Origin of the sequence: Variovorax defluvii (genome assembly GCF_039541515.1) — a bacterium.
Lineage (GTDB): Bacteria > Pseudomonadota > Gammaproteobacteria > Burkholderiales > Burkholderiaceae_C > Variovorax > Variovorax defluvii.
Map to the genome: position 1 here is coordinate 69198 of NZ_BAABGJ010000012.1, position 25748 is coordinate 94945.

The following is a 25748-nucleotide window of genomic DNA, read 5'->3' on the forward strand; positions in this document are numbered from 1 at the left end:
GACATGAGCAAGCTCAAGGCGTTGCTGCGCCCTCTGCTTTTTCGCTCGGACGGCCCCGGCTCCTTGTGGACGCAGGCCGATCACGCTCTTGCAAACGGCGATCATTCGCGGGCCACGGAGATCTATCGTCAGTTGGCGGGCGCGAAGCTGTCGAGTCCTGAAAGTTATCTCTATGCAGGTCTTGCGCAGCAGCGGCTGCACCGGCCAAGCGAGGCGATTGCCGCGCTGGAGTCAGGGCTTGCGCAATACCCGAACTTGCCGCTCCTCATGGAGCACTACCTTCGCGTCTGTGCCGAGCTCGACCAGGTCGACCGGGCGATCAGGCGTCTTGCCATGGGCCATGCAGACGAACGGCAGGTGTGCGAGGAACTGTTCGTCCGATATCCTGATCCTCACGTTCAATCGAACCTCATTGGCCACGCACTGCGCACCGGATGGACGGATCTGGCCGAGGCCAAGATTGAAGCGCTGCTACAGCACTCCGACGACAACGTGCTGCTGTGGCGACTTGCTGATGTCCTGCTGCAATACCAGCGCGATGAACAAGCCAGGGTAATCTACCGGCGCCTGGCCGTGCGAACACCCGAGAATCCTCTCGGTGTTCTGCATTCGGCGCTCGCGGAGCATCGCCTGGGGAACTCGGAGCGTGCCGCCGATATCTTCGAGGCAGGCATACGGAGCTTTCCCCAGGCTGCCGAACTGATCGAACACTTTGCGCTCATCTGCGCTCAGCTTCGGCAAATGCGTCGCGTCATTCGCGTGGCCGTGCCCGATGCGCATTCGGAACAGCAGGCTTGCGAGGCGCTTTTCGCTCGGTTCCCTGATCCGCAGATCCAGGTTGGACTGATCGATCACTGCCTGGACGCCGGGCTCGATCAACTGGCCGAGCAGAAGATCCGCGCGATACGCGAAATGTCGGACGACGCCCTGGCGCTGTGGCAAGTGTCGGAGTTGCTCCTTTCCAGGGAGCGCACGGAAGAGGCCAATGCCCTTCATCGCAAGCTGGCTGGCCGCGAGCCGAAGGACGTCGAGGACTATCACCTGTCGAGCCTGGCCTTTGTTTGTCTGTCTGAACTGGACGAGTGCCTGGAGTGCCTTGAACGCGGGCTTCTTCACTATCCGGCGGCAGGCAAGCTGCTTGCGCTCTACATGAAGATCTGCGCCAAGCGATTCGAATACGACCGCTATCGCGATTTCCTCGGTTCGCTGGAGGCGGCGGATTTGCCGCCACCTGTTTCCATGCTGGATTTCTACCGGGCCAGCATGAGCGCGCCGGTTGATTTCGTCATCAATCTGCAGGACATCGAACTGCGGATCGAGCCCGGCGACGTGTCTGTCCTGAGGCAGGATTTCCACGTCTATCTGCGCAAGAATCCCCAGCCGATCAAGATCGCCAGGGTGCTGGTCTTCTTTTGCCGCTATCTGCACCTGCCCGGCGACTTCGCCGCGGGTGTTTGCGCTGCGTTGCAACTCGCCTTCGAGGGTGAAGACAAGGCGAGCCGCTCGCTTCGAATCCTGGATGAGATGACGCCGCCCATGATCCCGCGCCATGCGATCCAACCCGCGGACGACGTTCGCAGGTTCATCGAGGCTGGACAGCGGCTTGCTGCCGATCCGCTGTCACTGGACGAGCCGATCGCTGACATGACCAACAACTGGACGCCCTGGCAGTACATCTTCTGCCTGGTGGCGCCCGAGTTGTACGGCACAGCCATCAGCGCTTTCGAGAAGATGGTCTTCAGTACTTGGCCCAGGCTCGACTTCACGGCTGGACACGTCGCCGATGCCGTCGATTCGCACAAGCGCGCCGGCAAGAAGCTGCGTCTCGGCTTCATCGTTCATGATTCGATGCCGATGATGTCGGGCTTTTTGCCGCGGCTCGACCCGCAGCGGTTCGAGACCGTGTTCCTGCGTCCTGGCAAGTCCGGCAAATCTGCAGCCGCGCAAGGCTGGCTCGACCGCGCCGGCAAGGTCGTGCAGTACTCGGATGTCGACATGGATGCCGCCATCGAGACCATTGCCGGCGAAGCGCTGGACATCATTGTGTCGGGCCCTTCCATTGCGGCGGTGTACTACCCCATGATGGCGCGCCTTGCGCCGCTCCAGATGGTCTTGCTGGAGCCGAACTGGACGGACGGTCTGACCAACGCGGATTACTACATCTCGTGGGCCCCTGCCGAGCCTGCCACTCCGTCCGACTTCTACAAGACGAAGGTTGCGCTCTTCGAGCATCCTCCCTATTGGATCGAAAGGCCGGAGGTCGGGTCCAAGGGGCCGATCAGTCCGCAGGCGCGTGCGGAGGTCAGGCGAAGGCTCCTGAACGTCGGGACCGACACGCGCGTCTACCTGTGCGCCAACACGCCGCCCAAGATCCATCCGGACATGGACGGCATCTTTCACGAGATCCTCGAACGCGACCAGGATGCCATCCTGGTCCTTCTTCGCGGCGAGTACCCTCCTGCCAAGACCTTGAGAAACCGGCTGCGCGAGACATTGGGCACCCTTTATGACAGGGTCGTCTTCATGTCCACGATGAGCAAGGACGATGCGCACATGCTTCTGCAGGCGGTGGATTGTTGCGTGGACTCCTACCCGCTTTGCGGGATGTCGTCGAGCTTCGATGGCGCCATGCTCGGTATCCCGACAGTGACGCTTCCCGCCAACATCCCCTTCGGTCGGTGGACTGCGGCGATCTACGAGTACATCGGTGCAACGACCCTGATCGCGAAGGACCGTGAAGACTACGTCGAGCTGGCGCTGAGAGTGGCTTCCGACAAGGAATGGCGGGAGCAACTGTCGCTGGACATCAAGCGAAAGTCGTCGCGCTACGTGGAAAGTGAGCAGAGCAGTCGTGAGTTCGAGGCTTTTCTGCTGAAGGCGTGGGACCGCAAGCGACAAGGCCAAGCGCCGGCCAATTGGTTGAACGGCCGGTGGCAGTAGCAACTCGGCCCGCAGCGGCCCGGTCCATGGATTGGGTCTCGCGCGCCGTTCTCGTGCTTGCACTCGCGGTGGCCATCGTCGCCACGATGATCCCGATCTATTCGGACGAGATCGCCATCCAGATGGCGCGGGCGCGTTTCTTCATCGAAGGGGGCGCACTGCTCAACCTGGTCCCGCAGTGCCGTCCCTTGCAGAGCTTCATCCCGCTGTCCCTGTACCCCGGCGCGGTTTTCAACGCCATCGTCTACTCGGGCGCGGGTGATCTGGGCCTGCGCCTCAGAGGCATCGGGATCTGCGCGGCCTGGCTGTCGCTGGTCTGGATATGGGCCGGTCGGCATCCGCAGGCCCTGGTGTCAAGGCGCAGCTTTCAGGTCCTGGCACTGTCGTTCAACTTGCTGGGCGTTTTGCCCTTCGTGCTGGCGCTGGCGCGGTCGGAGCAGTTGCTGGTGTTCGCGCTCGTGGCGTACTGCATGCTTGCCCTCTTCTGGCGGGTCCGGGCGTCCGACCGCATGCATACGAAGGTTCTGAAGGCGGGGCTGCTGTTTCTGGTGACGTCGGTCTTCCTGCTGACGCATCCCAAGGCGGTCTTCTTCGCGCCCGTCGTCCTGGCCTCGGGTTGGCTGACGTTCAGGGACGCGGGCAGGTCCTGGTGGATGGGGGTGCTGCTCATGATGGGCCTGGCCATCGTCCAGGCCATCCGCTACGTCCTGGCCACCTCGGCCTGCCCCGGAGCGCCGGCGATGGCCAAGGTGCTGGCACAGCACACGCTGGACTTCCAACTGCTCGCGACCGACCCGCGTGCGCTTCTCCAGGCCGGCTTGCACAACTTGGCCGCCTCGCTCGGCCTTGTCATGGATCGGGTGCCGGCCACCCTCGCGTACCAGTCGAATTGGCTGCCGTCGGTGCGGGGCGAATGGATGCAGCCATGGCTGCAAGGATTCGGCAAGCTGCTCAAGGCCAGCCTGTACCTGCTGGCCTTGCTGTTGCTGGTGGCGGCGATCGTGCGCTTCGTGGTTCAGCTCCTGCACAGGCGCCTCGACGGGGAGGTCCTTCTCGGCATCGCTCTGGTCGCCGGCCTGGTGCTGCATGGCATCGTCTACAACACCAATGCGTGGCATTTCTATACGCCCGGACTCGTCGTCCCTGCGCTGGTCGTTCTGCTGCTGCTCGTGTGGCCCACGCGGGGCGCGCCTCCGAACTGGTTGCGGCAGGCCTCGGGGGTCTTTGCGTCCTATTGGATGCTGCTCGCCCTGGCCAGCATGGTGCTGCTGCTGGCCATCCAGGCGCCGAGATTGCTGCAGATCGCTCGCGCCGGCGAGTACGTGATCGAGGGGCAGCTTCTTTCGACGCCGGTCTTCGTGCGCGACGACGAGCGGGCGCGCCTCCTTGCGCTGGCGCGGCGATGCGATATCAAGGACGGCGATGCACGGCTGGTGCTCGACGGGCCTGCCTACCTTCGTTTCCAGCACGGCCGACAGCCGATCAACGTGTTCTACGTGTCCGATTTCGCCTTCGGCATGGACATCGGCAAGCGGCTGCCGCAGTTCCTGAAAGAGATCGACAGCGGGGGCGTCCTGTCGCGCTGCGATTTCCTCCCGCAAGCGCTGCGGGACAAGTCGGTCGTCTCGGGCACGATGTGTTGCGTGTCGAAGGCCGGCCTGTAGCGCGGCGCGTTCAGAGGCTCGCGCTTTCGCCTGGATCCGCCGAGGCCGCGCCCGGTGGCAGTCGGCCGACCACCTGGAACAAGGCCAGCGGGTCGGCGATGTCGTCGGCTGCCATCAAGGCGGAAGACGCCTGCCAGCTCGCCAACAGCCCGCTCAGCGTCTCGGCCATATCGAGCACCGGCCACGCGGCGGCGGCGTGGCGCGCCATCCCGACCAGCTCGGCCGCGTAACCGTCGGCGCTGAAGGTCCGCGCCGCCCAGGCCTGGCCGCGTCTTGCCATCGCCACGCGCGCCGGCGCATCGGCGACGAGATCTTCCAGTACGGCTCGCAGCCCTGCATCCTCGTCGATCGGCGCCACCTTGCGCACGCAATCGTCCGGCAATTCGGCGTAGAAGGCCGCATCGGTGACGACCACTGCCTTGCCGTAGAGCAGGCCTTCGATGGTCGTGGCTGAAGCAGCCTCGAAGCTGGGCCAGCGCAGGCAGCAGGCGATGTCGGCCTCCAGCATCGCCCGTTGCAAGGCTGCATCGTCGGTTTCGCCCGACACCAGCAGTTCGACGCCCAGCGACGAGGCCAGCGCGGACAGTTCTTCCTTCACGGCGGACTGGATCAGGCCGCACAGCTGGTAGGTGACGGCGTCGCGGAGCAGAGGGCTGGCACCGATGGCGCGTATCACGCTGTCGATCCGTTTGTTGGAATTGACATGGCCCACGGTCAGGATGCGCACCTTGTCATCCTTGCGCATGCCGGGTGCGCGCGCGGCACCCGGGGCGTCATAGGGCAGTGGCACCACGCGCAGGGGGCCGGCACAGGCGTTGGCGACCCGCTGCATGCCCCAATGGCTGTGCGACACAACGGCCAGGGCTTGCGCGCAGATCCACTCCGTCATGGGGTAGTGGCGCGCGGCCGTGTCCGCGAATCCTTCCGGCGTCGAGCAGGCGGCTTCGAAGAATTCGATGGGCGCCTGCTCCCCGTACCAATGATCGAGCACCGATTCGGCCTGGCTGCGGTGAAAAGCGGCCCAGTCCGCGAAAAGGTGCGCGAGCAGGAAGTCGTGCAGGCAGACGATGCCGGGCAGTCGCGCGAGCCAGTGCAGGCCCCCATGATGAAACGCGTAGTTGTTGCCGATCTGGTAGATCAAGGCGTCGGCGTCGCGCGTGGTCGACAGCACCTGGCTTTCATCGTCCCAGGGCAGCACCGGAGCGGGGGACGCGTGCGCCGGGCTGCCCAGCAGCTCCTGCCGCTCGGTGCGCACCACCACGGCAGAGTGGCCCATGCGGTCGAGCGCGCCGATCAACAGTGCCGTCACCCGCCCGATGGCCGAGTTGACGGCGAAGGGCGTGAAGAACACGAACTTCATGACAGCAGCGTCCCGACCGTGGCCTGCCAGTTGATGCCGAAGCCTTCCCACCGAGCCTTGGCCGCGCGGCCGAGATCGCGTGCGCGGGCGGGGTCGGCGCAGGCTGCGCTCATGGCACCTGCGAGCGCCTCGCTGCTGGGCTCGCAGACCCAGCCGGTCTCGCCGTTCTTCACGAGGCCGAGGACACCGCCGCTGTCGGTGGTACTGATGAGTGCCTTGGCCGCCGTGGCGCCTTCCATCGCGACATAGCTGTACGACTCTTCGTCGAAGGGCAGGGACGCCACCGCCGAAGACCGGTTGACGTAGTCGGCGTATTCCTGGCGCGACAGGAAGCGCAGGTCCAGCCGGACGCGGTCCTGCAAGCCGAGTCGTTCGACGGCAGCCCGCAGGCGTGCCGCATCCGCCTCGGTGTCCGGTGGGCCGCCGACCACCAGGCGAACGTTGCCCGCGGCATGCGCCATGGCTTCCACCAGAAGATGCTGGCGCTTGGCGCCGTTGACGCGGCCGCCGGCAAACACATAGCCTTCAGAGGGCGCATCGACGAAGATTTCCGGGTCGTTGATGGGTGCGCGCAGGATCTGGGAGTCGAAGCCGTTGTAGTGCGCCAGCCGCTTCTGCGTGACGTCCGAGATCGAGAAGATGCGGCGGGCCTGCCTGAAGCACTCGTCGTCCGCGTTCTTGATGAGCTGGCGGATGTCTTCGCCGAGCTCTCCGGGCGGCAGGTTGGTCTGGCCCGCATCGTACAGGTCGTAGGCCTGGCGGTACTGGTGCACGAGCCACATCGTCTTGCGGGGGTGCGGTATGAGGTATGCGGGAAACTTGAGGGCGATCACGTGATCGACGTTCTGCAGCTCGAAGGCGCGCGCCATGAGCATCTGCGACGGAATGCGCGTGGCCGGCTCCCACTGGAAGGGGATGCGGAGGATCTCCGCCTCGTGTCCCGCCACCTGCAGGTGATGACGCAGGTGCTCGGCCATGGCCTCGGCGCCGCCGGAGACGAAGGGAGCCATGTTGTTGACGACCAGGACCTTCACGCGAGCAGCCTTTCGATGACATGCGGCCAGCCGATCTTCAGCGCCTCGATCCTGGCCTGCGCCGCGCGGCCCATGCGGCGAGCCTCGTCGCGGTCGCGCCAGAGGCGGTCCATTGCCTCGGCGAGTGCAGCGGGCGTCGGCTCGCAGATCAGCCCGTTCGATGCATGCTGCACGAACTCGAGCGGCCCGCCAGAGTCGGTGGTGGTCAGGAGCGGCTTCTGTGCGTGCGCGGCTTCGAGGACCGGGTACCCATAGGAGTCCTCATCCAAGGGGACATAGGCGGCGGCGAGGCAGTCGGCCAGCGCGTGCTCCTTTTCTTCTTCGCTGATCCAGCGCTCCTTGAGCGTGACCTGCTCCTGCAGGCCATGGGCCTCGATCAGTGCATGAAGCTCCCGCGCATACCCCGCGCCGCCGACGCCCGCCAGCTGCAGCTTGACCGGCGTCGTGCAGTGTGCAAGGGCCTCGAGCAGGAGGTGCTGCCGCTTGTGGTGCTCGATCCGGCAGATGCAGACGATTTCGTCGTTCATCGAGCGAAAGTGAAATCGCTCGGGCTGGTACACCGGTGGAAACAGCGGCTCGCTGTCGACGCCGTTGTAGCGCTTGAGGCGCTCAGTCACCACCTGGGAATTGGAGAAGACCCGACGCGCTTCGGCCAGCGCCGCGGTGTCGACAGCGCAAAGCGCATCGCGGATGCCCCGGTGCCTGGCGTCGTCGGGAAAGCTGCGGTACTCGCTGTCCCACAGGTCATAGAAGACGCGCAGGTGGTGGATGAACCAGACCACCTTGTTCGGATGGGGGATGAGATGCGACTGCGGCCGGAAGCAGATCACGCGGTCGGCGGCCGACAGGTCCACGAAACGGTAGGCGGCCATCTGCTTGAACAGCAGCTGCGGCTCGTCGGCCTCGGGCAGGTAGATCCGCTCCACCTGGTGGCCCTGCTCGAGCAGCATGGCTTCAAGCCACTCGACGATGTTCCGGTAGCCGCCGTTGACGAACGGAACGAAGGACGAGCAAAGAGCAATCTTCATCGACCCAGCGCGCTGCGCAGCGCCGCCGCGATGCGCTGGATGTCGGCCTCGACAAGGAACTGGTGCGTCGGAAGGTTGATGCCTCGCTGGGCCCATGTGTCGGCCACGGGGTAGGACTTGTCCTCGCGGTACGGCGGCAGCACATGCATCGGATGGAACACGGGGCGTGTCTCGATGCCTTGCCCGTCGAGCGCGCTCATCACCGCGTCGCGCTGAGCTTCACCGCCCTTGCGCAGGTAGACGGTGTACATCCAGAAGACATGGCGGGCGCCCGGCCGGACCACGGGAAGCACGAGCTCGTCGGCGAGGGGCGCCAGGGCCTGGTCGTACATGCGCGCGAGTTCCTGCCGGTCGCGCAGCGCGGTCTCGATCGTTTCCATCTGGGCCAGCCCGATGGCGGCCTGGATGTTGGTCATCCGGTAGTTGTAGCCGATCACCGGGAACCAGTAGCGCCGCGTCGGATCGACGCCCTGGCCGCGGTACAGGCGCAGTCTGGCGGCGAGCGCGTCGTCGTTGGTGGTGACCATGCCGCCTTCGCCGGTCGTCACGATCTTGTTGCCGAAGAAGCTGAAGATCGCGCAATCACCGATCGCCCCGATGCGCTTGCCGTCGATTTCCGCGCCGTGCGCCTCCGCGGCATCTTCGAGCAGCCACAGCTTGTGGCGGCGGGCGATGTCCTGCAGCGGCGTCATGTCCGCCGCGTGGCCGTAGAGGTGGACGGGAATGATGCCGCGCGTGCGCGGCGTGATCAGGCGTTCGACATGCGCGGGATCGATGTTCATCGTGTCCGGGCAGACGTCGGCCAGAACCGGCGTCGCGCCGCAATACCGTACCGCGTTGGCGGTGGCGATATAGGTGACCGTCGGAATGATTACTTCGTCGCCGGGCTGCAGGTCGAGTGCGACCAGGGCCAGATGCAGTGCCGTGGTGCCGTTGTTCGCGGCCACCGCGTGCTTGACGCCGCAGAATCTGGCGAACGATTCCTCGAAGGCGCCGATGTACTTGCCGTTCGACGAGATCCAGTTCGTGTCCAGGCAGTCCAGCACGTACTTGCGCTCATTTCCCGCCAACTTGGGCTGGGCGACTGATATACGGTTCATGGGGCTTTCTTTCTCATGGTCTTGGCAGGGATGCCGGCGATTCGGGCGTTCTGCGCCACGTTCGAGATGATCACGGAACCAGCGCCCGCCACCACGTCGGCGCCGATCGAGACGCCGGGGATGACCCGGCTGCCGATGCCCAGGAAGGAGCGCGGCCCGACATGGACATTGCCTGCGAGGCCGCACTGGGGCCCGATGTGGGCCGCCTCGCCGATGACCCCGTCATGGTCGACACTGGCGGCCGTGTTGATGATGGCGAGGTCGGCGATGGAGCTGTCCGCGTTGATGACTGCGCCGGCCATGATGGCGACGCCGTGCCCGATTGTTGCGGACGGCGACACCATGGCCCGCGGACTGACTGCATTGACGAGCTCGAAACCGAGCGCACGAACGGCCGCTGCGAGCCGTTGCCGCAATGCATTGGCGCCGATGGCCACGAATGCCCGGCGAAATCCTTGTCGGGCGAGAGCTTCGAGGTGCTCGTCGCCATGAAGAACAGGCACGCCGAGGCAGATATCGCCGCTGTCGGCGCCGCCCACGCAAAAAGACACGTGCTGACCTGTGTCACGCAGCAACTCGATGCAGACCTTGGCGTGGCCGCTCGCACCGATCACGATCAAGCCGTCGCTCATGCCGTATGCCGGGCGAGGGTCCAGGCCTTGGCATCGGCAGGTGTGACCAGCAGGTCGATTCCGCGCTCGCCGGGCAGATCCAGACGCGCCGTGCCGAGCGCGCCCGTCTCGGGGTGGATGACGCCGACCGCGATGCCGGGTTGGGCGAAAAAGCGGAGCCAGTCCGCTGCATTGGGCAGGGCCTGCCGCTCGCGGTGGCCTGGCCAGGCAATGATCAGGACTCCATCGGGAGCACTTTCCGCGTCCGCCAGCAGGCTCGCCGCGCGGCGCAGCGCCGCCTCGCTGTCTCGGCGAGGGTCGATACGCGTGATGGAAAGGGGCTCGGACGCCAGCAGTCTGCTCAGCAGCAGGGCCAGGCCGCAGCGGCTCGCCGCATCTCCGTGCAGGGCCGTCTTGGCGGACTCGGCGGGACGGGCTGCGCCCATGGATCGAAGCTCCTGCAGCAACTGCGTGTGCGTTGCCAGCGTTCGTTCCGTGGCATCCCGCCATCGCCGCTGGGCGGCCCGTTCCTGCGCCAGGTTCTGCCGCAGCTGTTGCAGCTCCGCCTGCAGCGGCGCCCCTAGGTAGGCACGAAAACGGAAGGCCACCGGTCGCACAACAGGCTTGCCCAGCCTGAAGAGCATCCGTGCGCACCGCCGGACCCAGGACTTGAGCAGGCCGCCGGCGCCCTGCGGTGTGTCGTGTTGTGCCATGCGTCCAGCAGCCTGCGCGCCCGGTGCCGCGGCCCGCGCGCCAAGGCGGGCGCCCGACCTCAGGGCGACGCGTATGTCCACTCCGGCTCTCTCTGTATCTCTCATGTGTCGCCTGAACGATCCGTCACCCGAATCCGCCCTTCCCCCCCGACTGCTTTCATCCAGCGGCAGTCACTGCATGCGCCTGCCCTCGAACCAGCGCTCTTCTAGAACGAGCGCCCTTGCGCGTTGCGACGCAGGTCGGCCTCGTACATCATCGTGCACAACTGCTCGAGTGTTGTCTTGGGCTCCCAGCCGAGCTTCTCCTTGGCCCGCGCCGGATTGCCGATCAGCAGATCGACCTCGGCGGGGCGATAGAACCGGGGATTGACGCGCACGAGCGTCTTGCCGGTCTTGACGTCGATCCCGACTTCGTCCTGTTCCTCGCCTTCGAAACGCAGCTCGTAGCCCGCCGCCTTGAAGGCCATCTCCACGAAGCGCCGCACGGTTTCGGTTCGGTTGGTCGCCAGCACGAAGCTGTCGGGTTCGTCGGCCTGGAGCATCATCCACATCCCCTCGACGTACTCGCGCGCGTAGCCCCAGTCGCGCTTCGCGCTCATGTTGCCGAGTTCGAGAGCTTCGAGTTTGCCCAGCTTGATCTTGGCCACCGCGTCCGTGATCTTTCGGGTGACGAACTCGCGGCCGCGCAGCGGGCTTTCGTGGTTGAACAGGATGCCGCTGCAGCCGAAGATGTCGTAGCTCTCGCGGTAGTTGATCGTCATCCAGTGGGCGAACAGCTTCGCCACGCCGTAGGGGCTGCGAGGATAGAAAGGCGTGTCCTCGGCCTGGGGAATGGCTTGCACCTTGCCGAACATCTCCGAGGTGGAAGCCTGGTAGAAGCGGATCTTCGGGTTGGTCAGGCGAATGGCTTCCAGCAGGTGCAAGGCGCCCATGCCGGTGATCTGCGCAGTCGCATCGGGTTGGTTGAAGCTCACGCCGACGAAGCTCTGGGCCGCCAGGTTGTAGACCTCGTCGGGCGCGGCTTCCTTGATCAGCGTCAGCGAGCTGCCGAGGTCCGTGAGGTCATACTCGACCAGGTGAAGGTTGGGATCTTCCTGGATGCCCAGTTCCTCGATACGCCAGAAATTGACCGAACTGGTCCTGCGGTACGTGCCGTAGACAACATAGCCCTTGCTCAACAGCAATTCGGCCAGGTAGGCGCCATCCTGGCCTGTGATTCCGGTGACGACAGCACGTTTCTTCATTGAGTGTTCCCGATCCAAGAGAAGCGGCGCCTTGCAGCGCCGGACCCGGGATTTTGCCTGAAGTCGGAAAGTGAACTTTTGTGGCTGAGGCCGGCACAGCCCGGAACATCTGCCGAAGCCTCTTAATACATCTTCCAGCGCGGCGCACTTGGCGGCATGGTGCTTCGCGATTTCGAAGACGCGCGTGGCGCAGATATGTTTGTCTGAAGGCTTTTTCGCGAGGAATCGTCCAGCGAATCAGGGACTTGCAACGCATTCTTCACGGTATGGCGGCAAAAATTCAGTCCGGTGGCGCAAGGGGCTGTCCGTTTCGTCTGGCAGACTCCACGGCGCTCACCCCCGATGCTTCGAAGATGAAAGAGATCAAACCGCGGCTTGCGCTGGATGCCTATGTGCTCGCGCAAGGTGTCAAAACCGGCGTCTACCGGGTATGCGACGAGCTGTTCCCCCGGCTCGCGACCTCGGGGCGAGTCGACGTTCGCTTCGTGGCGCGGGAGGGGCAGGAAGCGGCCATCGCCGACTACCTGCAGTCGAACGAGATCCCGGTTTCGCTGCACACCACGCCCGCCGCGCCTTCTGCCGACGCGGACGTTCTGCTGTGTCCTTTCGGGGTCGCGCCCGCGAACTGGCGAGCCGACGACCAGGTGCTCAAGGCGCACATCATTCACGACCTCATCGCCATCCATCGGCCTGAGTACTTCAGCCAGGAAGCATCGGCCGAGGTCCGCGACATCGTCGCTGGCCTGACCGAGGAGACGGTGATCTTCACGATCTCCGAGCACACGCGCAAGGATCTCCTGGAATGCCGGCCGGATCTGCGGCCGGAGCAGATCACGGTCGCTCCCCTGGCCGCAAGCAAGATGTTCAGGCCCTGCTCCGACTTCGCCATCCGGGCGGCGATGCGCGAGAAGTACGGTATTCCGGCCGGTGTGCCCTATCTCCTGAGCGTGGCCACGCTGGAGATCCGGAAGAACCTCGACCAGGTCGTGCATGCCTTTCTGCGCTTCTGCGACCAACACCCCGAGAGCGAGATGCACCTGGTGCTGGCCGGCATGGCGGGATGGAAGCTGGAGAAATTCGACGATGCCCTCAGCGCAGCGGATGACAGGGATCGCGGGCACCGCATCATCGCGACCGGCTTCGTGGACGACGCCGATCTTTCGGCGCTGTACAGCGACGCGCAATGCTTCGTCTATCTCTCGCGGTACGAAGGCTTCGGTCTGCCGCCTCTCGAGGCCATGGCCTGCGGCACGCCCGTGATCTGCGCGAACAACTCCTCGCTTCCCGAGGTGGTAGGCGACGCCGGCCTGTTGCTCGACACGGATGACCTGCAGGGTGTCGTGCAGGCCATCGGCCAGGTGGCCGCATCGGAGACCTTGCGGCAAGAGCTTTCCCGCAGGGGCCTGGCTCGTGCCGGGCAGTTCAGCTGGGATCGCTGTGCCGCTCTCGTGGCCGACACGCTTGTGCGAGCGCACGCGCAGCGCCAGGCCGCGCGGGGAGGGGCGGCACCCGGTCGGAAGGTCGAGGCGAGCCAACCCTTGGGTTCCCGACCGGAGCCCTTGGCGGGCTTCCTCGGATACGACGACGGCGCCGTGGGCCCGTCCTTCGAGGCGCATCTCCTGAGCGTACCTGCGCGGATTCGCACGGATCGGCCGGGCTGGCCAGCCTGGACGGACCGCCTGCCGTCGACCACGGGGTCCGCCGCGCAGGAAGGTGGGCTGCGGACCCGGGGAAGCATGAAGCAGGATCGCCCTGGGCAGCCGCTGGTGAGCTACGTCACCGTCGTGCGCAACAACGTGGCGACGCTCGCCCGCACCATCGAGAGCGTGCAGGCGCAGACCTATGGCAATGTCGAGCACATCGTGCTGGACGGTGCCTCGAGCGACGGCACGTTCGAGCTCGTCAAGGCCCACGGCGACCGCCTGGACTACTTTGCGTCGGCGCCGGACGAGGGTCTTTACGACGCACTCGACAAGGCCGTGCAACTGGCCCGCGGCAGCCTGATCTGCGTGCTCAATTCCGATGATTGGCTGGAGCCGCAGGCAGCCGAGATCGCTGTGCAGCGCCTGGGCGCGGACACAGGCAGGGCGGCTTTGCTGTTGTCGGCCGCGCTGGTGCATGCGGAGGGCATCGACCACCCGTGGCGGCCCGCCTTCGTCCATCCAGGGAGCTATTTCACCTGTGCCCACGTCTGCCACAATGCGATCTACGCGACGCGCAAGGCCTACGAGTGCTCCGGAGCCTATGACGCCTCGCTCAAGATCGCCGCGGATTTCCGATGGATCATGACTTGCCTCGAAGCCGGTGCGAAGTTCGTCTACACGAAGGAGGCGACCCTGAATTACTCGCTCGGCGGCACCTCGAGCAATATCATGAAGCACAGCCTGGAGTGCATGCGGATCGTCGCGGAGCGCTTCCCCTGTCTGTCCGCCGCAGAGGTGAAGGGCCTTTACGACAGCTTTTTCTCGTTGCCGGGCGCGGTCGTCAAGGGGCATGCCGAGCGTGCCGAAAGCCACATGGATTTCCTGAGGCAGCTGAAGGCGCGGCATCACGACCGCGCGGATTTGCTGAGTGCCGTGGGTTGGGCCTCGGTGGCGGTCATGCAGCACCCCGAAGATGTTCCCGATGAGTCTGCGCCGGCGCCGCGCGGCAGATTCGCGCGCCGGCTCAAAGACGCCGGAAAGTCCCTGCTGGTCCGCTACCCCCGGCTCTATGGAGCGGCTGCCGGCGGCTACCGGCGGCTGAAAGGCTGAAGGCGTGGCACGCATCGCCTACGTCGACCATTCCTTCCACCAGACCACGCGTTCGACGGACTTTCTTCCCGATCTGCTGACGCGCCATGGTCATGTCGTCGAGCGCTTCTGGGACGAGGCATGGCGAGGCGGTGCGCCCATCGAGTTCGAGCGGGTCGCCTCGCACGAAGTGGTTCTCATGTTCCAGTCGTACTGCCCGCCGCGCGGACGGTATTTCCGTCACCTCCACCCCAACGTCATCTACGTCCCGATGCTGGACCAGTTCGGCCTCTGGCGCGGTCCGCATCAGAATCTCTCGGCGTTCTGGGAGCCGTTCCAAGGTTCGAAGGTCCTCAATTTTTCGAGCGCTGCACATTGCATGACCGGCGGCTTCGGCATCGTGAGCCACGTTGTCCGTTACTACCGGCCGGTGTCCCCGGCGCCGCTGCCTTGGCGGGAGGGTTTGCACGGTTTTTTCTGGGTGCGGCGTGAACTGGAACTGCCGTGGCGGACCATCCGGCGGCTGATCGAGAACACGCGCTTCGACAGCTTTCACGTGCACATGGCGACCGACCCCGGCACGCCCGAGGCCGAGCAGCCTTCGTCGGAGGAGATGGCGAGGTACAACATCACACTGTCGACCTGGTTCGAGAGCAAGGCCGAACTCGACGCCTGCCTGGACCGCGCCAACATCTACTTCGCACCGCGACCGGAGGAGGGCATCGGTCAGTCCTTCCTGGAGGCCATGGCGCGTGGCCAATGCGTCGTGGCGCCCGATCAGGGGACGATGAACGAATACATCGTCGCCGGTGACAACGGGCTGCTGTACGACGTGCACGATCCCCGTCCGCTCGATCTTTCACAGGCCGCGCGGCTCGGTGCGAACGCGCGGGAGAGTGCGCGCGCGGGGCGCGAGCGCTGGGAGCAGGCCGAGTCTGCGCTGGTCCGCTATGTCCTGACCCCGAGCGAGGCGCTCTACGAAGGACGCTATCGCCATCCTTTGCCGGAACGGATTCCGGTGGCGCTCGGCGGGCCCGCGCCACCGCCCAGCGGCTTGCGCCGGCTCGTCAGGGAGCATGCCATCTTCAGGTCCACGCGCTTCATGTGGCATCCGATGGTGCAGGCCGCGCGGCAGTGGCTCGGTCGTTCCCATGGCTGAGCGCAGCATACCGCCGCTTCTGCGTCGCCTGGCCAAGGGCGCATGGTGGCTCGCCACGCCGTGGCGCACCGGCGAGCGGCTGCGAGCGCGGCGCGAACATGCACGGGCCGCCGCGGATGCGGCTGCGCTCTCGCCGTTCGAGGAGGCGGAAGCGGTGCGCTTCGCGCATCGTCGCCGGGGCGACCCGGTGCTCCCCGCGCCCTCGCTCGATCTGTTCGACGATGCCGACATCGCTGCGGCCGCCGGGCTGCCTGCACAGGCGATCCATTGGGGGCTGGTCTCCGCCGAGAGCATCCGGGATACCGCAACGGGCGCGCGCTTTCTGGTAGACCTTTGGCGCACCCGCGCGGATCTGCGGGAACGCTTCCCGCAAGGCTGGACCGAGCGCGGGCGGGCGGCGTTCGAAGCATGGCTGGGATCGGAGGGTGCGCAGGCGCTAGGCCTGGACGGCGCCCGCCTTGCCCGCCTGGTTGCCGCACTGAACGCCGATCTCGGCGCCCGTGCGCGGCAGGCGTTTCTGTCACACGACAGGGCAGGGCGGCTTCTGCCCCACGGCCTGACGCCGGCGGGCATGCGCAGCCTGTGGCGGTGGTTCATGCGAAGGGATCGGCAGCTCGACGGCTTGCGCCTGGAGGAAATCTGGTGGCTGTTCCTGCAGGCGGCGCAGAACCCCGGACGCGAGCTGATGCTGGCCTATGCGTTCGCGCCTGCGTGGCAGCGCGCACGGCCGGAAGGCATGACAGTCTTCGGGCGAGCCGGCTTCGTTGATTGGTTCGTGGCTGAATACGGCGCAGCGGGAGCGTGGCTGAACCCTGCGACCTGGCCCGACTTCTATACGCCTGCCGACCAGGTCCGCGTTGCCTATCGGAACCGGCCGGCCTGGCGGCAGGCGCACCCCCGGGCTTTCGCCGGGCTCGTGCATGCGCAGGCCTTCCTGTCATGGCTGACAACGGACCAGGCCGGCCTTGACGTCGAAGCAAAGAACTGGCTCCGTAGTCTCGACGCGTCGGCCATCGCCGCGGAGCTGGCGAGCTGCGGTGCGAACGTGATTGGCCATTTCTGCTATCCGTCGGGATTGCGCGTTTCGGTGGAGTCGATGGTGGAAGGGATGCGTGTCGCCGGCGTCCCCACCTCGCTTCGCGACGTGCTGACCGACGCGAGGGACGAACCGCGGCATGCCGAGTACCACGGGCTCGAGTGCCACGACATCACGATCCTCCACACCCAGCCCGAACCCTTCTTCGACGTCGCTTACGAGCGGGCGCATCTGGCCGAGAGCCCGCTGCGCAGCTATCGCATCGCCTACTGGTACTGGGAATTCGACCGCATTCCCGAAGCCTGGGTTGCCCATGCGGCCCAGGTGGACGAGGTCTGGGCCGCAACCGAATTCGGCGCGCGCGGGCTGCGAGAGCGCCTGCAGATACCGGTCCGAACGCTGTTCCCCGGGGTGCGCCTGGCCCCATTCACCACGCGCTCGAAGTCGCATTTCGGGCTGCCGGAGGCCGAGTTCACCTTCCTTTTCAGCTTCCACATGGTGAGCGTGATGGAGCGCAAGAATCCGCTCGGGCTGATCCGCGCATTCCGGCAGGCCTTCCGCAAAGGCGAGGCGGTGCGGCTGGTGCTCAAGACCTCTTTCGGCGATCGGCATCCCGTCCAGATGCGCGAGCTGCGCGCCGCTGCGGCGGGGGCGCCCATCACCCTCATCGACGAGGTTTACTCCCCCGACGAGGTCCTGTCCTTGATGAACGCCTGCGATGCCTATGTGTCCCTGCATCGCAGCGAAGGGTTGGGACTGACGATGGCCGAAGCCATGCTGATGGGCAAGCCGGTCATCGCGACCGGCTTCTCCGGCAACGTCGATTTCATGGATGCGGACAACAGCCTGCTGGTGCCCTATCGCCTCGTTCCGCTGGGCACCTCGATTCCTCCTTACGACGCCGGCCTCCACTGGGCCGAGCCTTCCTTGGCTGAAGCCGCTCGCATGATGCGTCGGCTGTACGACGATCGAGGCTGGGCGCGCGAGCTGGGGGTGCGGGCATCGGCGAGCGCGCGTGCCAATCTCTCGCTGGAGGCTGCCGGGCAAAGGATCGCAGCCCGGCTCGCGGAGATCAGGGAATTGCGGACGGGATCGCTCGCGCGTTGAGACCCTGCCGCCGGGGCATCAAGGCGTCTGGCTGACGATGCGCCCATGCTCGAGGTGGACGACCCGGTTGCACTCCTTGGCGATCAGGTCTGGCGAGTGCGAGGCCAGCACCAGGATGCCCGATTTGCTCACCACGTCCCGCATGCGTTGCTCGGCTTTCTCGGTGAACTCGGCATCGCCCACCGACAGCCATTCGTCCATCAGCAGGATGTCGGCCTCCACGCTGGTCGAGATGGAGAAGGCCAGGCGCATGAGCATCCCGGTGGAGTATGTGCGCACCGGCATGTGGACGTATTCGCCCAGGCCGCTGAACTCGCAGATCCCGGGGGTCAGGTCGTCGATCTGCTTCTTGCTCATGCCCATGACCAGGCCGCGCAGCATGATGTTTTCGAGCCCCGTCGCATCGTGCTCGATGCCCAATGCCGGATCGATCAGGCTGGCCACCGTGCCTTGGCGAACGAATTCACCGGAAGAGGGCTCGTAGACACCGGCCAGCGTACGCAGCAGCGTGGACTTCCCGGCGCCATTGTGGCCCACCAGCCCCAGCCTGTCGCCGCTCTTGAGCTCCAGGTTGATGTTGCCGAGCGCCTGCACGACGTTGACGCCTGTTTCCTTGCCGAACCGGCCGCCCGTGACGGAGGCCGCGAGCGTCTTTTTCAGCGATGCGGCACCGGCGCCGTAGATGGGAAAGTTGACCGAGACATCCTTGAGGGAAATAAATGCCATTTTCTTGTTAGAGCCAATAGACCACGCGGCGCCGGTACTTCGCGAACAGCATGCTCGACGCTGCGACGCTCAGGATCGTCCAGATGCCCATTCCCCACCAGTTGTGGGCATCGGCGACGCCACCCATGAGCGGCGTGCGCAACAGTTCCAGCATCTGGGCCAGGGGGTTGTACAGCAGGTATTGCGCGCGTCCCGGCAGGCTTTCGGGCAGCCAGAAGACGGGCGTGAGGAACATGAGCATCTGCATCACGCTGGTCACGATCTGCGTCACGTCACGAAAGCGCGTGCAGACCAGTCCGAGGGCCAGCCCGAGCGCCTGGGCATTGATGAGCACCAGCAGAAAGGCCGGGATCACGAGCAGCGCGGACCACGACAGCGAAACGCCGGTCCAGAGCGCCACCGGGATATAGAGCACGATGTGGTGCGCGAACTGGATCAGGTTTCGCGCGATGCTGCGCCAGACGAACAGGCTGATCGGAAAGTAGCCCTGCTTGAGGTAGTTGCTGGAGCCGATGAAGGCGTTGCACGAGTCGACCACCATGGTCGAGAAGAAGGTCCAGAAGATGATGCCCAGTGCCAGGTGCGGAAAGAACTTGGACAGATCCGCGCCGAACAAGGAGCTGTACAGCGGGCCCATGCCGGCGATCATCGCGCCCATGCTGAGGGTCAGCCAGAGCGGGCCCAGCATGGAGCGCCGGTAGCGCAGCAAGATGTCGAACCAGGCGAGCGTCCACCAGATGTCGGTGCGTCGGGTTCCCTCCCACCAGTCGCCCCAGGCGCTTCGGTGAAGATTCGAGTGCGCCTGGCTCATACGCGTCCGTAGGTGTCGATCAGGCGGACGATGTCGTCCTCTCCCAGGTAGCCGCCGCACTGCACCTCGATCAGCACCAGTTCCTCTTGCCCGATGTTGGTCAGGCGATGTTTTTCCTTGAGCGGGATGTAGCGGTATTCGCCGGGCAGCGTCTTGTGCTCGACGTCACCGATTTGCACGATGGCCGTTCCCTGAACTACGACCCAGTGTTCGGCGCGCTGGTGGTGGTACTGCAGCGACAGCGCTTCGCCCGGCTTCACCGTGATGCGCTTGACCTTGTAGCCGTCCTCCTCCTTGAGCGAGGCGTAGGTACCCCACGGCCGATGCACGACCGCCGGCAACTGCACGGTCTCGTGCTTGCGGGAATGAAGAATGTCGACCACCTTCTTGACTTCCTGCGCGCTGTTCTTGTGCGCCACCAGCAGGGCATCGGGCGTGTCCACGATGACGAGGTCGCGCAGGCCCAGCGCCGCGACGATCTTGGGGCCGTGGCTCTCGACCTGGATGTGCGTCCCCGTGGTGTCCACGGCCACCACGTGGTCGTCGGGAAAGGTGTTGCCGCTGGCGTCCGAGGGCTGTGCATTCGCGACCGCGGGCCAGGAGCCGACGTCGCTCCAGGCGAAGCGCGCGGGCACCACCCGCACGTTGTCGGCACGCTCCATGACCGCGTAGTCGATGCTGATGTCGGGCTGCAGGCCGAAGGCGTGCAGGTCGAAGTTGACGGCGTCGCCCTTGGACTGCGATGTGTCGAGCGCATGGCGCGCAGCGCTCAGGACCTCGGGCGCATGTCTTTCCATGGCCGAGATGATGGCGGCGGCGGTGAAGCAGAACATGCCGCTGTTCCAGTAATAGCGGCCGGTAGCCAGGTACTCCTGGGCGGTGGCCAGGTCCGGTTTCTCGACGAAGCGCAGCGCCTTCTGGCTGTCGCGCGATACGCGCTCGACCTCGACGTAGCCGAAGCCCGTCTCGGGTGTACTCGGCATGATGCCGAACAGAACGAGCGAGCCCTCCTGGGCAAGCCTGAAGGCCTCGCTGGCGCTGGCCACGAAAGCCTCGACATCTGGGACCAGGTGATCTGCCGACAGGACCAGCATCACCGTTTCCGAACCGAACTGGCGCTCGCACTGCAGGGCGGCCAGCGCGATCGCGGGCGCCGTGTTGCGGCCCCTCGGTTCCAGCAGGAAGGTCGTGGAAGGCGGATCGCTCAACTGCCGCAGCACATCCTTGGTGAGGAAATGATGTTCCTTGTTCGTCACCACCATCAGGTCGCCCGTACCGCACGCCTGACCGCGTTCGATGGCCTGCTGCAGCAGGGTGCTGCCCCCCAGCTTCATGAAAGGCTTCGGAAAGGCTTGTCTGGAAAGCGGCCAGAGTCTGGAACCGGCTCCCCCCGACAGCACCACAGAGAGCAATCGCATTGGTTTCCTTCTCTTCGGACAAAAGGGGGCGATTTTACCGGTGGCGCCTGGCGGCGCTGCGCACGACCCTGAACGAAGCGATTCCCGAACGGAAGATAATCACGCGCGGCGCCACGACAATGACAACGGGTCGCCGCTGCCGCCCCAGACTCCCCAGCGCCCGCATGTCGACGCAAGAAGAACAGCCCCATCTCGCCCACCCCAAATACCGCCCCGACATCGACGGCCTGCGCGCCATCGCGGTGTTGTCCGTCGTCGCCTTCCATGCCTTCCCCAAGTGGATGCCGGGCGGTTTCATCGGTGTCGACATCTTCTTCGTCATCTCCGGCTACCTGATCTCCACCATCATCTTCGGCAGCCTGGCGGGCGAGGGCTTCAGCTACCGCGAGTTCTACGCCAGGCGCATCCGCCGCATCTTTCCGGCGCTGCTGGTGGTGATGGCGGCGACCTTTGTCTTCGGCTGGTATGTCCTGCTGGCCGACGAGGCCAGCCAGCTCGGCAAGCATCTGCTGGCCAGCGCCGGCTTCGTCGTCAATCTCGTGCTGTGGGGAGAAGCCGGCTACTTCGACACCGCCGCCGAGGTCAAGCCGCTGCTGCACCTGTGGTCGCTCGCGGTCGAGGAGCAGTTCTACATCTTCTGGCCCGTGCTGCTGGGCCTGGCCTGGCGCTTCGGTGGCGGCAAGGGACGCACCGTGCTCATCTGGATGTGGGTGGTGACCATCTTGTCCTTCCTTCTCAACGTGCTTGGCGTGCATCGCTACGCCACCGCCACCTTTTATTCGCCGCTGCCCCGCATGTGGGAACTGGCGGCCGGCGCGCTGCTGGCCTGGGGGGCGCTGCGCCGGGAGCCGCACCGCAACGTCTTCCGGCGCGAGCTGCGCAGCATCGCGGGGCTGGCGGTGGTCGGGCTGGGGCTGCTTCTGATCAGCCGGGGCAAGTCTTTCCCCGGTTTCTGGGCACTGCTTCCGGTGGTGGGCGCATGCCTGTGCATCTCCGCGGGGCCGGGGGCCTGGCTCAACCGGCATGTCCTGGGCTCGCGGCCGATGGTATGGGTGGGCCTTATCAGCTACCCGTTGTACCTGTGGCACTGGCCGCTGCTGGCCTACGCGCGCATTTTGGAGGGCCATGAGCCCTCTCGGGAGATCCGCATCGTGGCGGTGATCGCCGCGGTCGTGCTGGCCTGGCTCACCTACCGCTTCCTCGAACTCGGCCTGCGCAGGCGGCAGGGGGCAGGTGTCGTCAAGGCCCTGGCTTCGGGGATGGTGGCGCTCAGCGTTGCCGGCCTGGTGCTCTACGGCCGCGTTCTGCCCCCGCGCAACAACGATCCCGCGGTGCAGTCGATCGTCGCCGCCAACGCCGACTGGGCCTACCCGGACGGCATGAAGGAAGTCAAGGAACGAGGCGAGTTGATCTACCGGATCGGCAACGGCAAGGAACGTGTGCTGCTGCTGGGCGACAGCCACGTCGAGCAGTTCGCACCGCGGGCGGTCGAACTGGATGGGACCGAGCCCGACCGGCTCAAGACGCTCTACTTCGGCACCCGCGGCGCCTGCCCGCCGGTGCCGCAGCTGTTCGAAGACCGCGATCCGCTGTGCGGGCCCCGGCGCGACGAACTGCTCAAGTTCGCTTTCAGCTCCGACATCGATACCGTGATCCTCGGCGGCTGCTGGACCTGCTATTTCGACGTTGGCGAGGCCATGCCCGGTGCGAGCGCGCCGCCGCCGCCGGACCGGTACTACTTCCTCGATGTCCAGGGCCGCCACTACCTGCGCGGCGGCGACGGCGTGGCGCGGTCGCTGGTCTCGCTGGAAACGCTGATCAAGCTGCTGCGCGCGGCCAACAAGAAGGTTTACCTGATCCTCAATCCACCGCTGTCCGCGGAATTCGAGCCCCGGCTGCTGATTCACGGGAGCCGGCTTGGGAAGATGAGCGCGTCGTCTCTGCCCTCGTCCGCACCCTTCCCGCCGGCCCAGAAGGCATTGCAGGAACGGCTGCGCAAACTGGCCGAGGGGGCCGGCGCCATCGTTCTCGACCCAGCCCCCGCCGTCTGTGTGAGCGACCAGCAATGCATGCGCAGCGGCACCGGCGGCGATCCCATCTACAAGGACGGCGCCCACCTGCGCGCGGGCTTCGTCCGCCACGCCGCCACCTTCCTCGATCCGGCGATCACGGCGCCGCGATGAAGTATCTGCCCCTCAAGGACGAGCGCCCATGAAGAGCCTGGTCTATCGATTTCTCGTCAGTCCGCTCGCGCTTCTGCGCGGCCCGGGCTTGTTCGGGCGCCTGCAGCGGGCCTGGCGCATCTTCGGCAAGTCGGGCTGGGCCGGTGTGCGCTGGGAGCTGGGTCGCCGCATCGGCGGTTACAACGACTACGACAAATGGGTCCGCCGGTACGACACGATCACGCCGGAACTGCGCGAGAAGATCGCGCAACGCGTCGCGAGGTTGAGGGACCGGCCGCTGATCTCGGTAGTGATGCCGACCTACAACCCTCATCCGGGCTGGTTGCGCGAGGCCATCGAGTCGGTGCGTTCGCAGATCTACCCCGATTGGGAGCTGTGCATCGCCGACGACGCATCGTCCAATCAGGAGGTGCGCGACATCCTGCGTGCCTACAGCGAAGGCGACGCGCGCATCAAGGTCGTTTTCCGGCCGAAGAACGGCCACATTTCGGCGTCGTCCAACAGCGCGATCGAACTGGTGAGCGGGGGCTGGATCGCATTGATGGACCATGACGACTTGCTGCCGCCCCATGCGCTGTTCTGCGTGGCCGACTGCATCGCCGAGCACCCAGACGTGCGGCTGATCTATTCGGACGAAGACAAGGTCGACGAGCGCGGCCACCGCTTCGGACCCTATTTCAAGCCGGACTGGAACCCCGACCTGTTCCGCTCGCAGAACATGTTCAGCCACCTCGGCGTGCTGGCCTCCGACCTGGTGCGAGATGTAGGCGGCTTCCGCGTCGGCCTCGAAGGCTCTCAGGACTGGGACTTGGTGCTGCGCTGCATGGAGCGTGTCGAGCAGCGGCAGATCCGTCACATTCCCCGGGTGCTTTACCACTGGCGCGTGCATGGTGAAAGCACGGCCAAGTCAATGGCTGCCAAGCCCTATGCCGCGGTGGCGGGAGAGCGGGCGCTCAACGAGCATCTCCAGCGCACCGGCGTGCGCGCCAGCGCGGAATTTCAGGGTTTCGGCTACAGGGTGCGCTATGCGCTGCCCGACGACCCGCCGCTGGTCTCGCTGATCATTCCCACCCGCAACGCGCTCGAGCTGGTACGGCAGTGCGTGAGCTCGATCCAGGCGAAGACCACTTACCCGGCCTACGAGATCCTCATCGTGGACAACGCGTCCGACGATCCGGCCGCGCTCGACTACTTCCGCTCCCTGGCGCAGCAGCCGAACATCCGCGTGCTGCGGGACGAACGCCCCTTCAACTACGCCCAGCTCAATAACGGCGCCGTCGCGCAGGCGAGGGGGGAATTGGTCGCATTGGTCAACAACGATATCGAGGTGCTGTCGCCCGACTGGCTTTCCGAGATGGTCAGCCTGGCGTTGCAGCCCGGCGTCGGCGCGGTCGGGGCGCGCCTGTGGTACCCCAACATGACGCTTCAGCATGCCGGCGTGATCCTCGGGCTCGGCGGCACCGCCGCCCATTCGCACCGCGGCATGCCGGCCGGCCGCGAGGGCTATGGCGGGCGGGCGGCGCTCATCCAGTCCTTTTCGGCCGTGACGGCAGCTTGCCTGGTGGTGCGCAGGGCCCTCTACGAGCAGGTGGGAGGCCTCGACGAAGTGCGCTTCGCCGAAGCCTTCAACGACATCGACTTCTGCCTGCGCCTGCGCGAGGCGGGCCTGCGCAACGTCTGGACGCCGTACGCGGAATTGATCCACCACGAGTCTGCCACTCGCGGCAAGAACGTCTCGCCCGAGCGCGAGGCGCGCTTCCAGCGCGAGTTGGCCGCGATGCGCGAGCGATGGGGGGCGTTACTGGAGAACGACCCCGCTTACAGCCCTAACCTCATGCTCGAGCGCGAAGACTTCAGCTACGCCTGGCCCCCCCGCCTCCCCCCCTTCTGATGCCGCTCGACATCTCCGTCGCCCTCTGCACCCGCAACGGCGCGCGCTTCCTGCCCGCGCAGGTCCAGAGCATCTGCACGCAGGATCGGCTGCCGCGCGAGATCGTGCTGTCCGACGACGGCTCCAGCGACGACAGCGTGGCGCTGGTGCGCCAGACCATGGCCGCCTGCGGCGTGGCCTCCAGCATCGCGCTGACCGTCTTCGAGAACCGCACCCCCCTGGGCGTCACGCGCAACTTCGAGCAGGCCGTGCGCGCCTGCCGGCACGAGCTGATCGCGCTCTGCGACCATGACGACGTGTGGCACCCCGGACGCCTGGCGCGCATGGCGGGTGTCTTCGAGGCGCGGCCCGAACTGCTGCTGCTGCACACCGATGCCCGCCTGGTCGACGAGGAGCTCCGCTCCCTGGGCAGCACGCTGTTCCAGGCGCTGGAGGTCCAGCCCGCCGAGCTGGAGGCGATCGCGAGGGGCGATGCCTTCGACGTCCTGCTGCGCCGCAATCTCGTGACCGGCGCCACCACCCTGTTCCGCCGCACCCTGCTGAAGGCTGCGCTGCCTTTCTCCGAGGAGTGGGTGCACGACGAATGGCTCGGCGCGATCGCCGCCGCCATCGGCCGCATGGACGTGCTGCCCGAGCCCTTGATCGACTACCGCCAGCACGGCCGCAACCAGATTGGCGCCAGGCGCCCGACGCTGGCCGACAAGCTGCGCAAGGCCACGGATACGCGTGGCGGCAAGCACCAGCAGCGCCTGCGCCGCGCCCAGGCCCTGCTCGAGCGGCTGGAGTCGCTGCCCGGCCCCGTGCCCGAGGCCCGGCTGCAGGCCCAGCGCGGGAAGGTGGCCCACCAGCGCTTCCGTGCTGAGCTGCCGGCCTCGCGCCTGGCCCGCCTGCTGCCGGTGCTCCGCGAAGCCGCCCGCGGCCGCTACGACCGTTTCGGCCGCGGCAAGCAGGCCATCGCGCAGGATCTGCTGGAGCGCGGCTGAGGTCCGCG

The 25748-nt window shown here is 66.0% G+C and carries 18 protein-coding genes; 8 read left to right on the top strand and 10 right to left on the bottom strand.

The features are described from left to right. The first annotated feature begins 3 nt into the window (after positions 1-3). Together ABEA07_RS07995 and ABEA07_RS08000 are read left to right on the top strand one after the other, a co-directional pair. Complete coding sequence (locus tag ABEA07_RS07995; protein ID WP_345537039.1) at positions 4-2940, top strand: tetratricopeptide repeat protein; 2937 nt, start codon at positions 4-6, stop codon at positions 2938-2940. A 26-nt stretch (positions 2941-2966) separates the two neighbouring features. Next, positions 2967-4604, top strand: coding sequence for a hypothetical protein (locus tag ABEA07_RS08000; protein ID WP_345537040.1), 1638 nt, complete (start codon positions 2967-2969; stop codon positions 4602-4604). 10 nt (positions 4605-4614) lie between these two features. Here the strand turns inward: ABEA07_RS08000 and ABEA07_RS08005 are convergent, their stop codons facing one another. The 7 genes from ABEA07_RS08005 to gmd form a co-directional block, all read right to left on the bottom strand. After that, on the bottom strand, positions 4615-5964 hold the full coding sequence (locus ABEA07_RS08005; protein WP_345537042.1) for a glycosyltransferase: 1350 nt from the start codon (positions 5962-5964) through the stop codon (positions 4615-4617). Beyond that, positions 5961-6998 carry a glycosyltransferase family 4 protein gene (locus ABEA07_RS08010; RefSeq protein WP_345537044.1) on the bottom strand — a complete coding sequence of 346 codons (1038 nt, stop codon included), beginning with the start codon at positions 6996-6998 and terminating at the stop codon, positions 5961-5963. Before ABEA07_RS08010 ends, ABEA07_RS08005 begins: the two co-directional genes overlap by 4 nt. Continuing rightward, entirely contained in the window at positions 6995-8026 is a 1032-nt protein-coding gene (locus tag ABEA07_RS08015) for a glycosyltransferase family 4 protein (protein ID WP_345537046.1), read from the bottom strand. Before ABEA07_RS08015 ends, ABEA07_RS08010 begins: the two co-directional genes overlap by 4 nt. Continuing rightward, positions 8023-9126, bottom strand: coding sequence for a DegT/DnrJ/EryC1/StrS family aminotransferase (locus ABEA07_RS08020; protein ID WP_345537047.1), 1104 nt, complete (start codon positions 9124-9126; stop codon positions 8023-8025). Before ABEA07_RS08020 ends, ABEA07_RS08015 begins: the two co-directional genes overlap by 4 nt. Beyond that, complete coding sequence (locus tag ABEA07_RS08025; protein ID WP_345537048.1) at positions 9123-9758, bottom strand: acetyltransferase; 636 nt, start codon at positions 9756-9758, stop codon at positions 9123-9125. Before ABEA07_RS08025 ends, ABEA07_RS08020 begins: the two co-directional genes overlap by 4 nt. Next, entirely contained in the window at positions 9755-10450 is a 696-nt protein-coding gene (locus tag ABEA07_RS08030; protein ID WP_345537049.1) for a hypothetical protein, read from the bottom strand. Before ABEA07_RS08030 ends, ABEA07_RS08025 begins: the two co-directional genes overlap by 4 nt. A 206-nt stretch (positions 10451-10656) precedes the next feature. Continuing rightward, complete coding sequence (gene gmd, locus ABEA07_RS08035; protein ID WP_345537050.1) at positions 10657-11694, bottom strand: GDP-mannose 4,6-dehydratase; 1038 nt, start codon at positions 11692-11694, stop codon at positions 10657-10659. 245 nt (positions 11695-11939) lie between these two features. On the opposite strand from gmd, the gene ABEA07_RS08040 reads away from it, so the two are divergent. From ABEA07_RS08040 to ABEA07_RS08050, 3 genes are read left to right on the top strand one after another with little or no spacing between them, the layout of a single operon-like run. Continuing rightward, positions 11940-14447, top strand: coding sequence for a glycosyltransferase (locus ABEA07_RS08040; RefSeq protein WP_345537051.1), 2508 nt, complete (start codon positions 11940-11942; stop codon positions 14445-14447). A 4-nt stretch (positions 14448-14451) separates the two neighbouring features. Further along, a complete protein-coding gene (locus ABEA07_RS08045) occupies positions 14452-15585 on the top strand; it encodes a glycosyltransferase (RefSeq protein WP_345537053.1) in 1134 nt (377 codons plus the stop codon). Next, positions 15578-17728, top strand: a complete 2151-nt coding sequence (locus ABEA07_RS08050; protein ID WP_345537054.1) for a glycosyltransferase family 4 protein — start codon at positions 15578-15580, stop codon at positions 17726-17728. Before ABEA07_RS08045 ends, ABEA07_RS08050 begins: the two co-directional genes overlap by 8 nt. Before the next feature lie 18 nt (positions 17729-17746). On the opposite strand, the gene ABEA07_RS08055 is transcribed toward ABEA07_RS08050, so the two are convergent. From ABEA07_RS08055 to ABEA07_RS08065, 3 genes are read right to left on the bottom strand one after another with little or no spacing between them, the layout of a single operon-like run. Next, on the bottom strand, positions 17747-18454 hold the full coding sequence (locus ABEA07_RS08055) for an ABC transporter ATP-binding protein (RefSeq protein ID WP_345537056.1): 708 nt from the start codon (positions 18452-18454) through the stop codon (positions 17747-17749). A 7-nt stretch (positions 18455-18461) separates the two neighbouring features. Further along, the gene (locus ABEA07_RS08060) at positions 18462-19265 is read right to left on the bottom strand and encodes an ABC transporter permease (protein ID WP_345537058.1); all 804 of its coding nucleotides are present in this window, start codon (positions 19263-19265) and stop codon (positions 18462-18464) included. Continuing rightward, complete coding sequence (locus tag ABEA07_RS08065; protein ID WP_345537059.1) at positions 19262-20683, bottom strand: mannose-1-phosphate guanylyltransferase/mannose-6-phosphate isomerase; 1422 nt, start codon at positions 20681-20683, stop codon at positions 19262-19264. Before ABEA07_RS08065 ends, ABEA07_RS08060 begins: the two co-directional genes overlap by 4 nt. A gap of 164 nt (positions 20684-20847) precedes the next feature. On the opposite strand from ABEA07_RS08065, the gene ABEA07_RS08070 reads away from it, so the two are divergent. The 3 genes from ABEA07_RS08070 to ABEA07_RS08080 are packed head-to-tail and all read left to right on the top strand — an operon-like array spanning position 20848 to position 25740. After that, the gene (locus ABEA07_RS08070; protein ID WP_345537060.1) at positions 20848-22866 is read left to right on the top strand and encodes an acyltransferase family protein; all 2019 of its coding nucleotides are present in this window, start codon (positions 20848-20850) and stop codon (positions 22864-22866) included. A 28-nt stretch (positions 22867-22894) separates the two neighbouring features. Then, a complete protein-coding gene (locus ABEA07_RS08075; protein ID WP_345537061.1) occupies positions 22895-24757 on the top strand; it encodes a glycosyltransferase family 2 protein in 1863 nt (620 codons plus the stop codon). Beyond that, the gene (locus ABEA07_RS08080; RefSeq protein WP_345537063.1) at positions 24757-25740 is read left to right on the top strand and encodes a glycosyltransferase; all 984 of its coding nucleotides are present in this window, start codon (positions 24757-24759) and stop codon (positions 25738-25740) included. The genes ABEA07_RS08075 and ABEA07_RS08080 overlap by 1 nt, the downstream gene beginning before the upstream one ends. Positions 25741-25748: the final 8 nt, after the last annotated feature.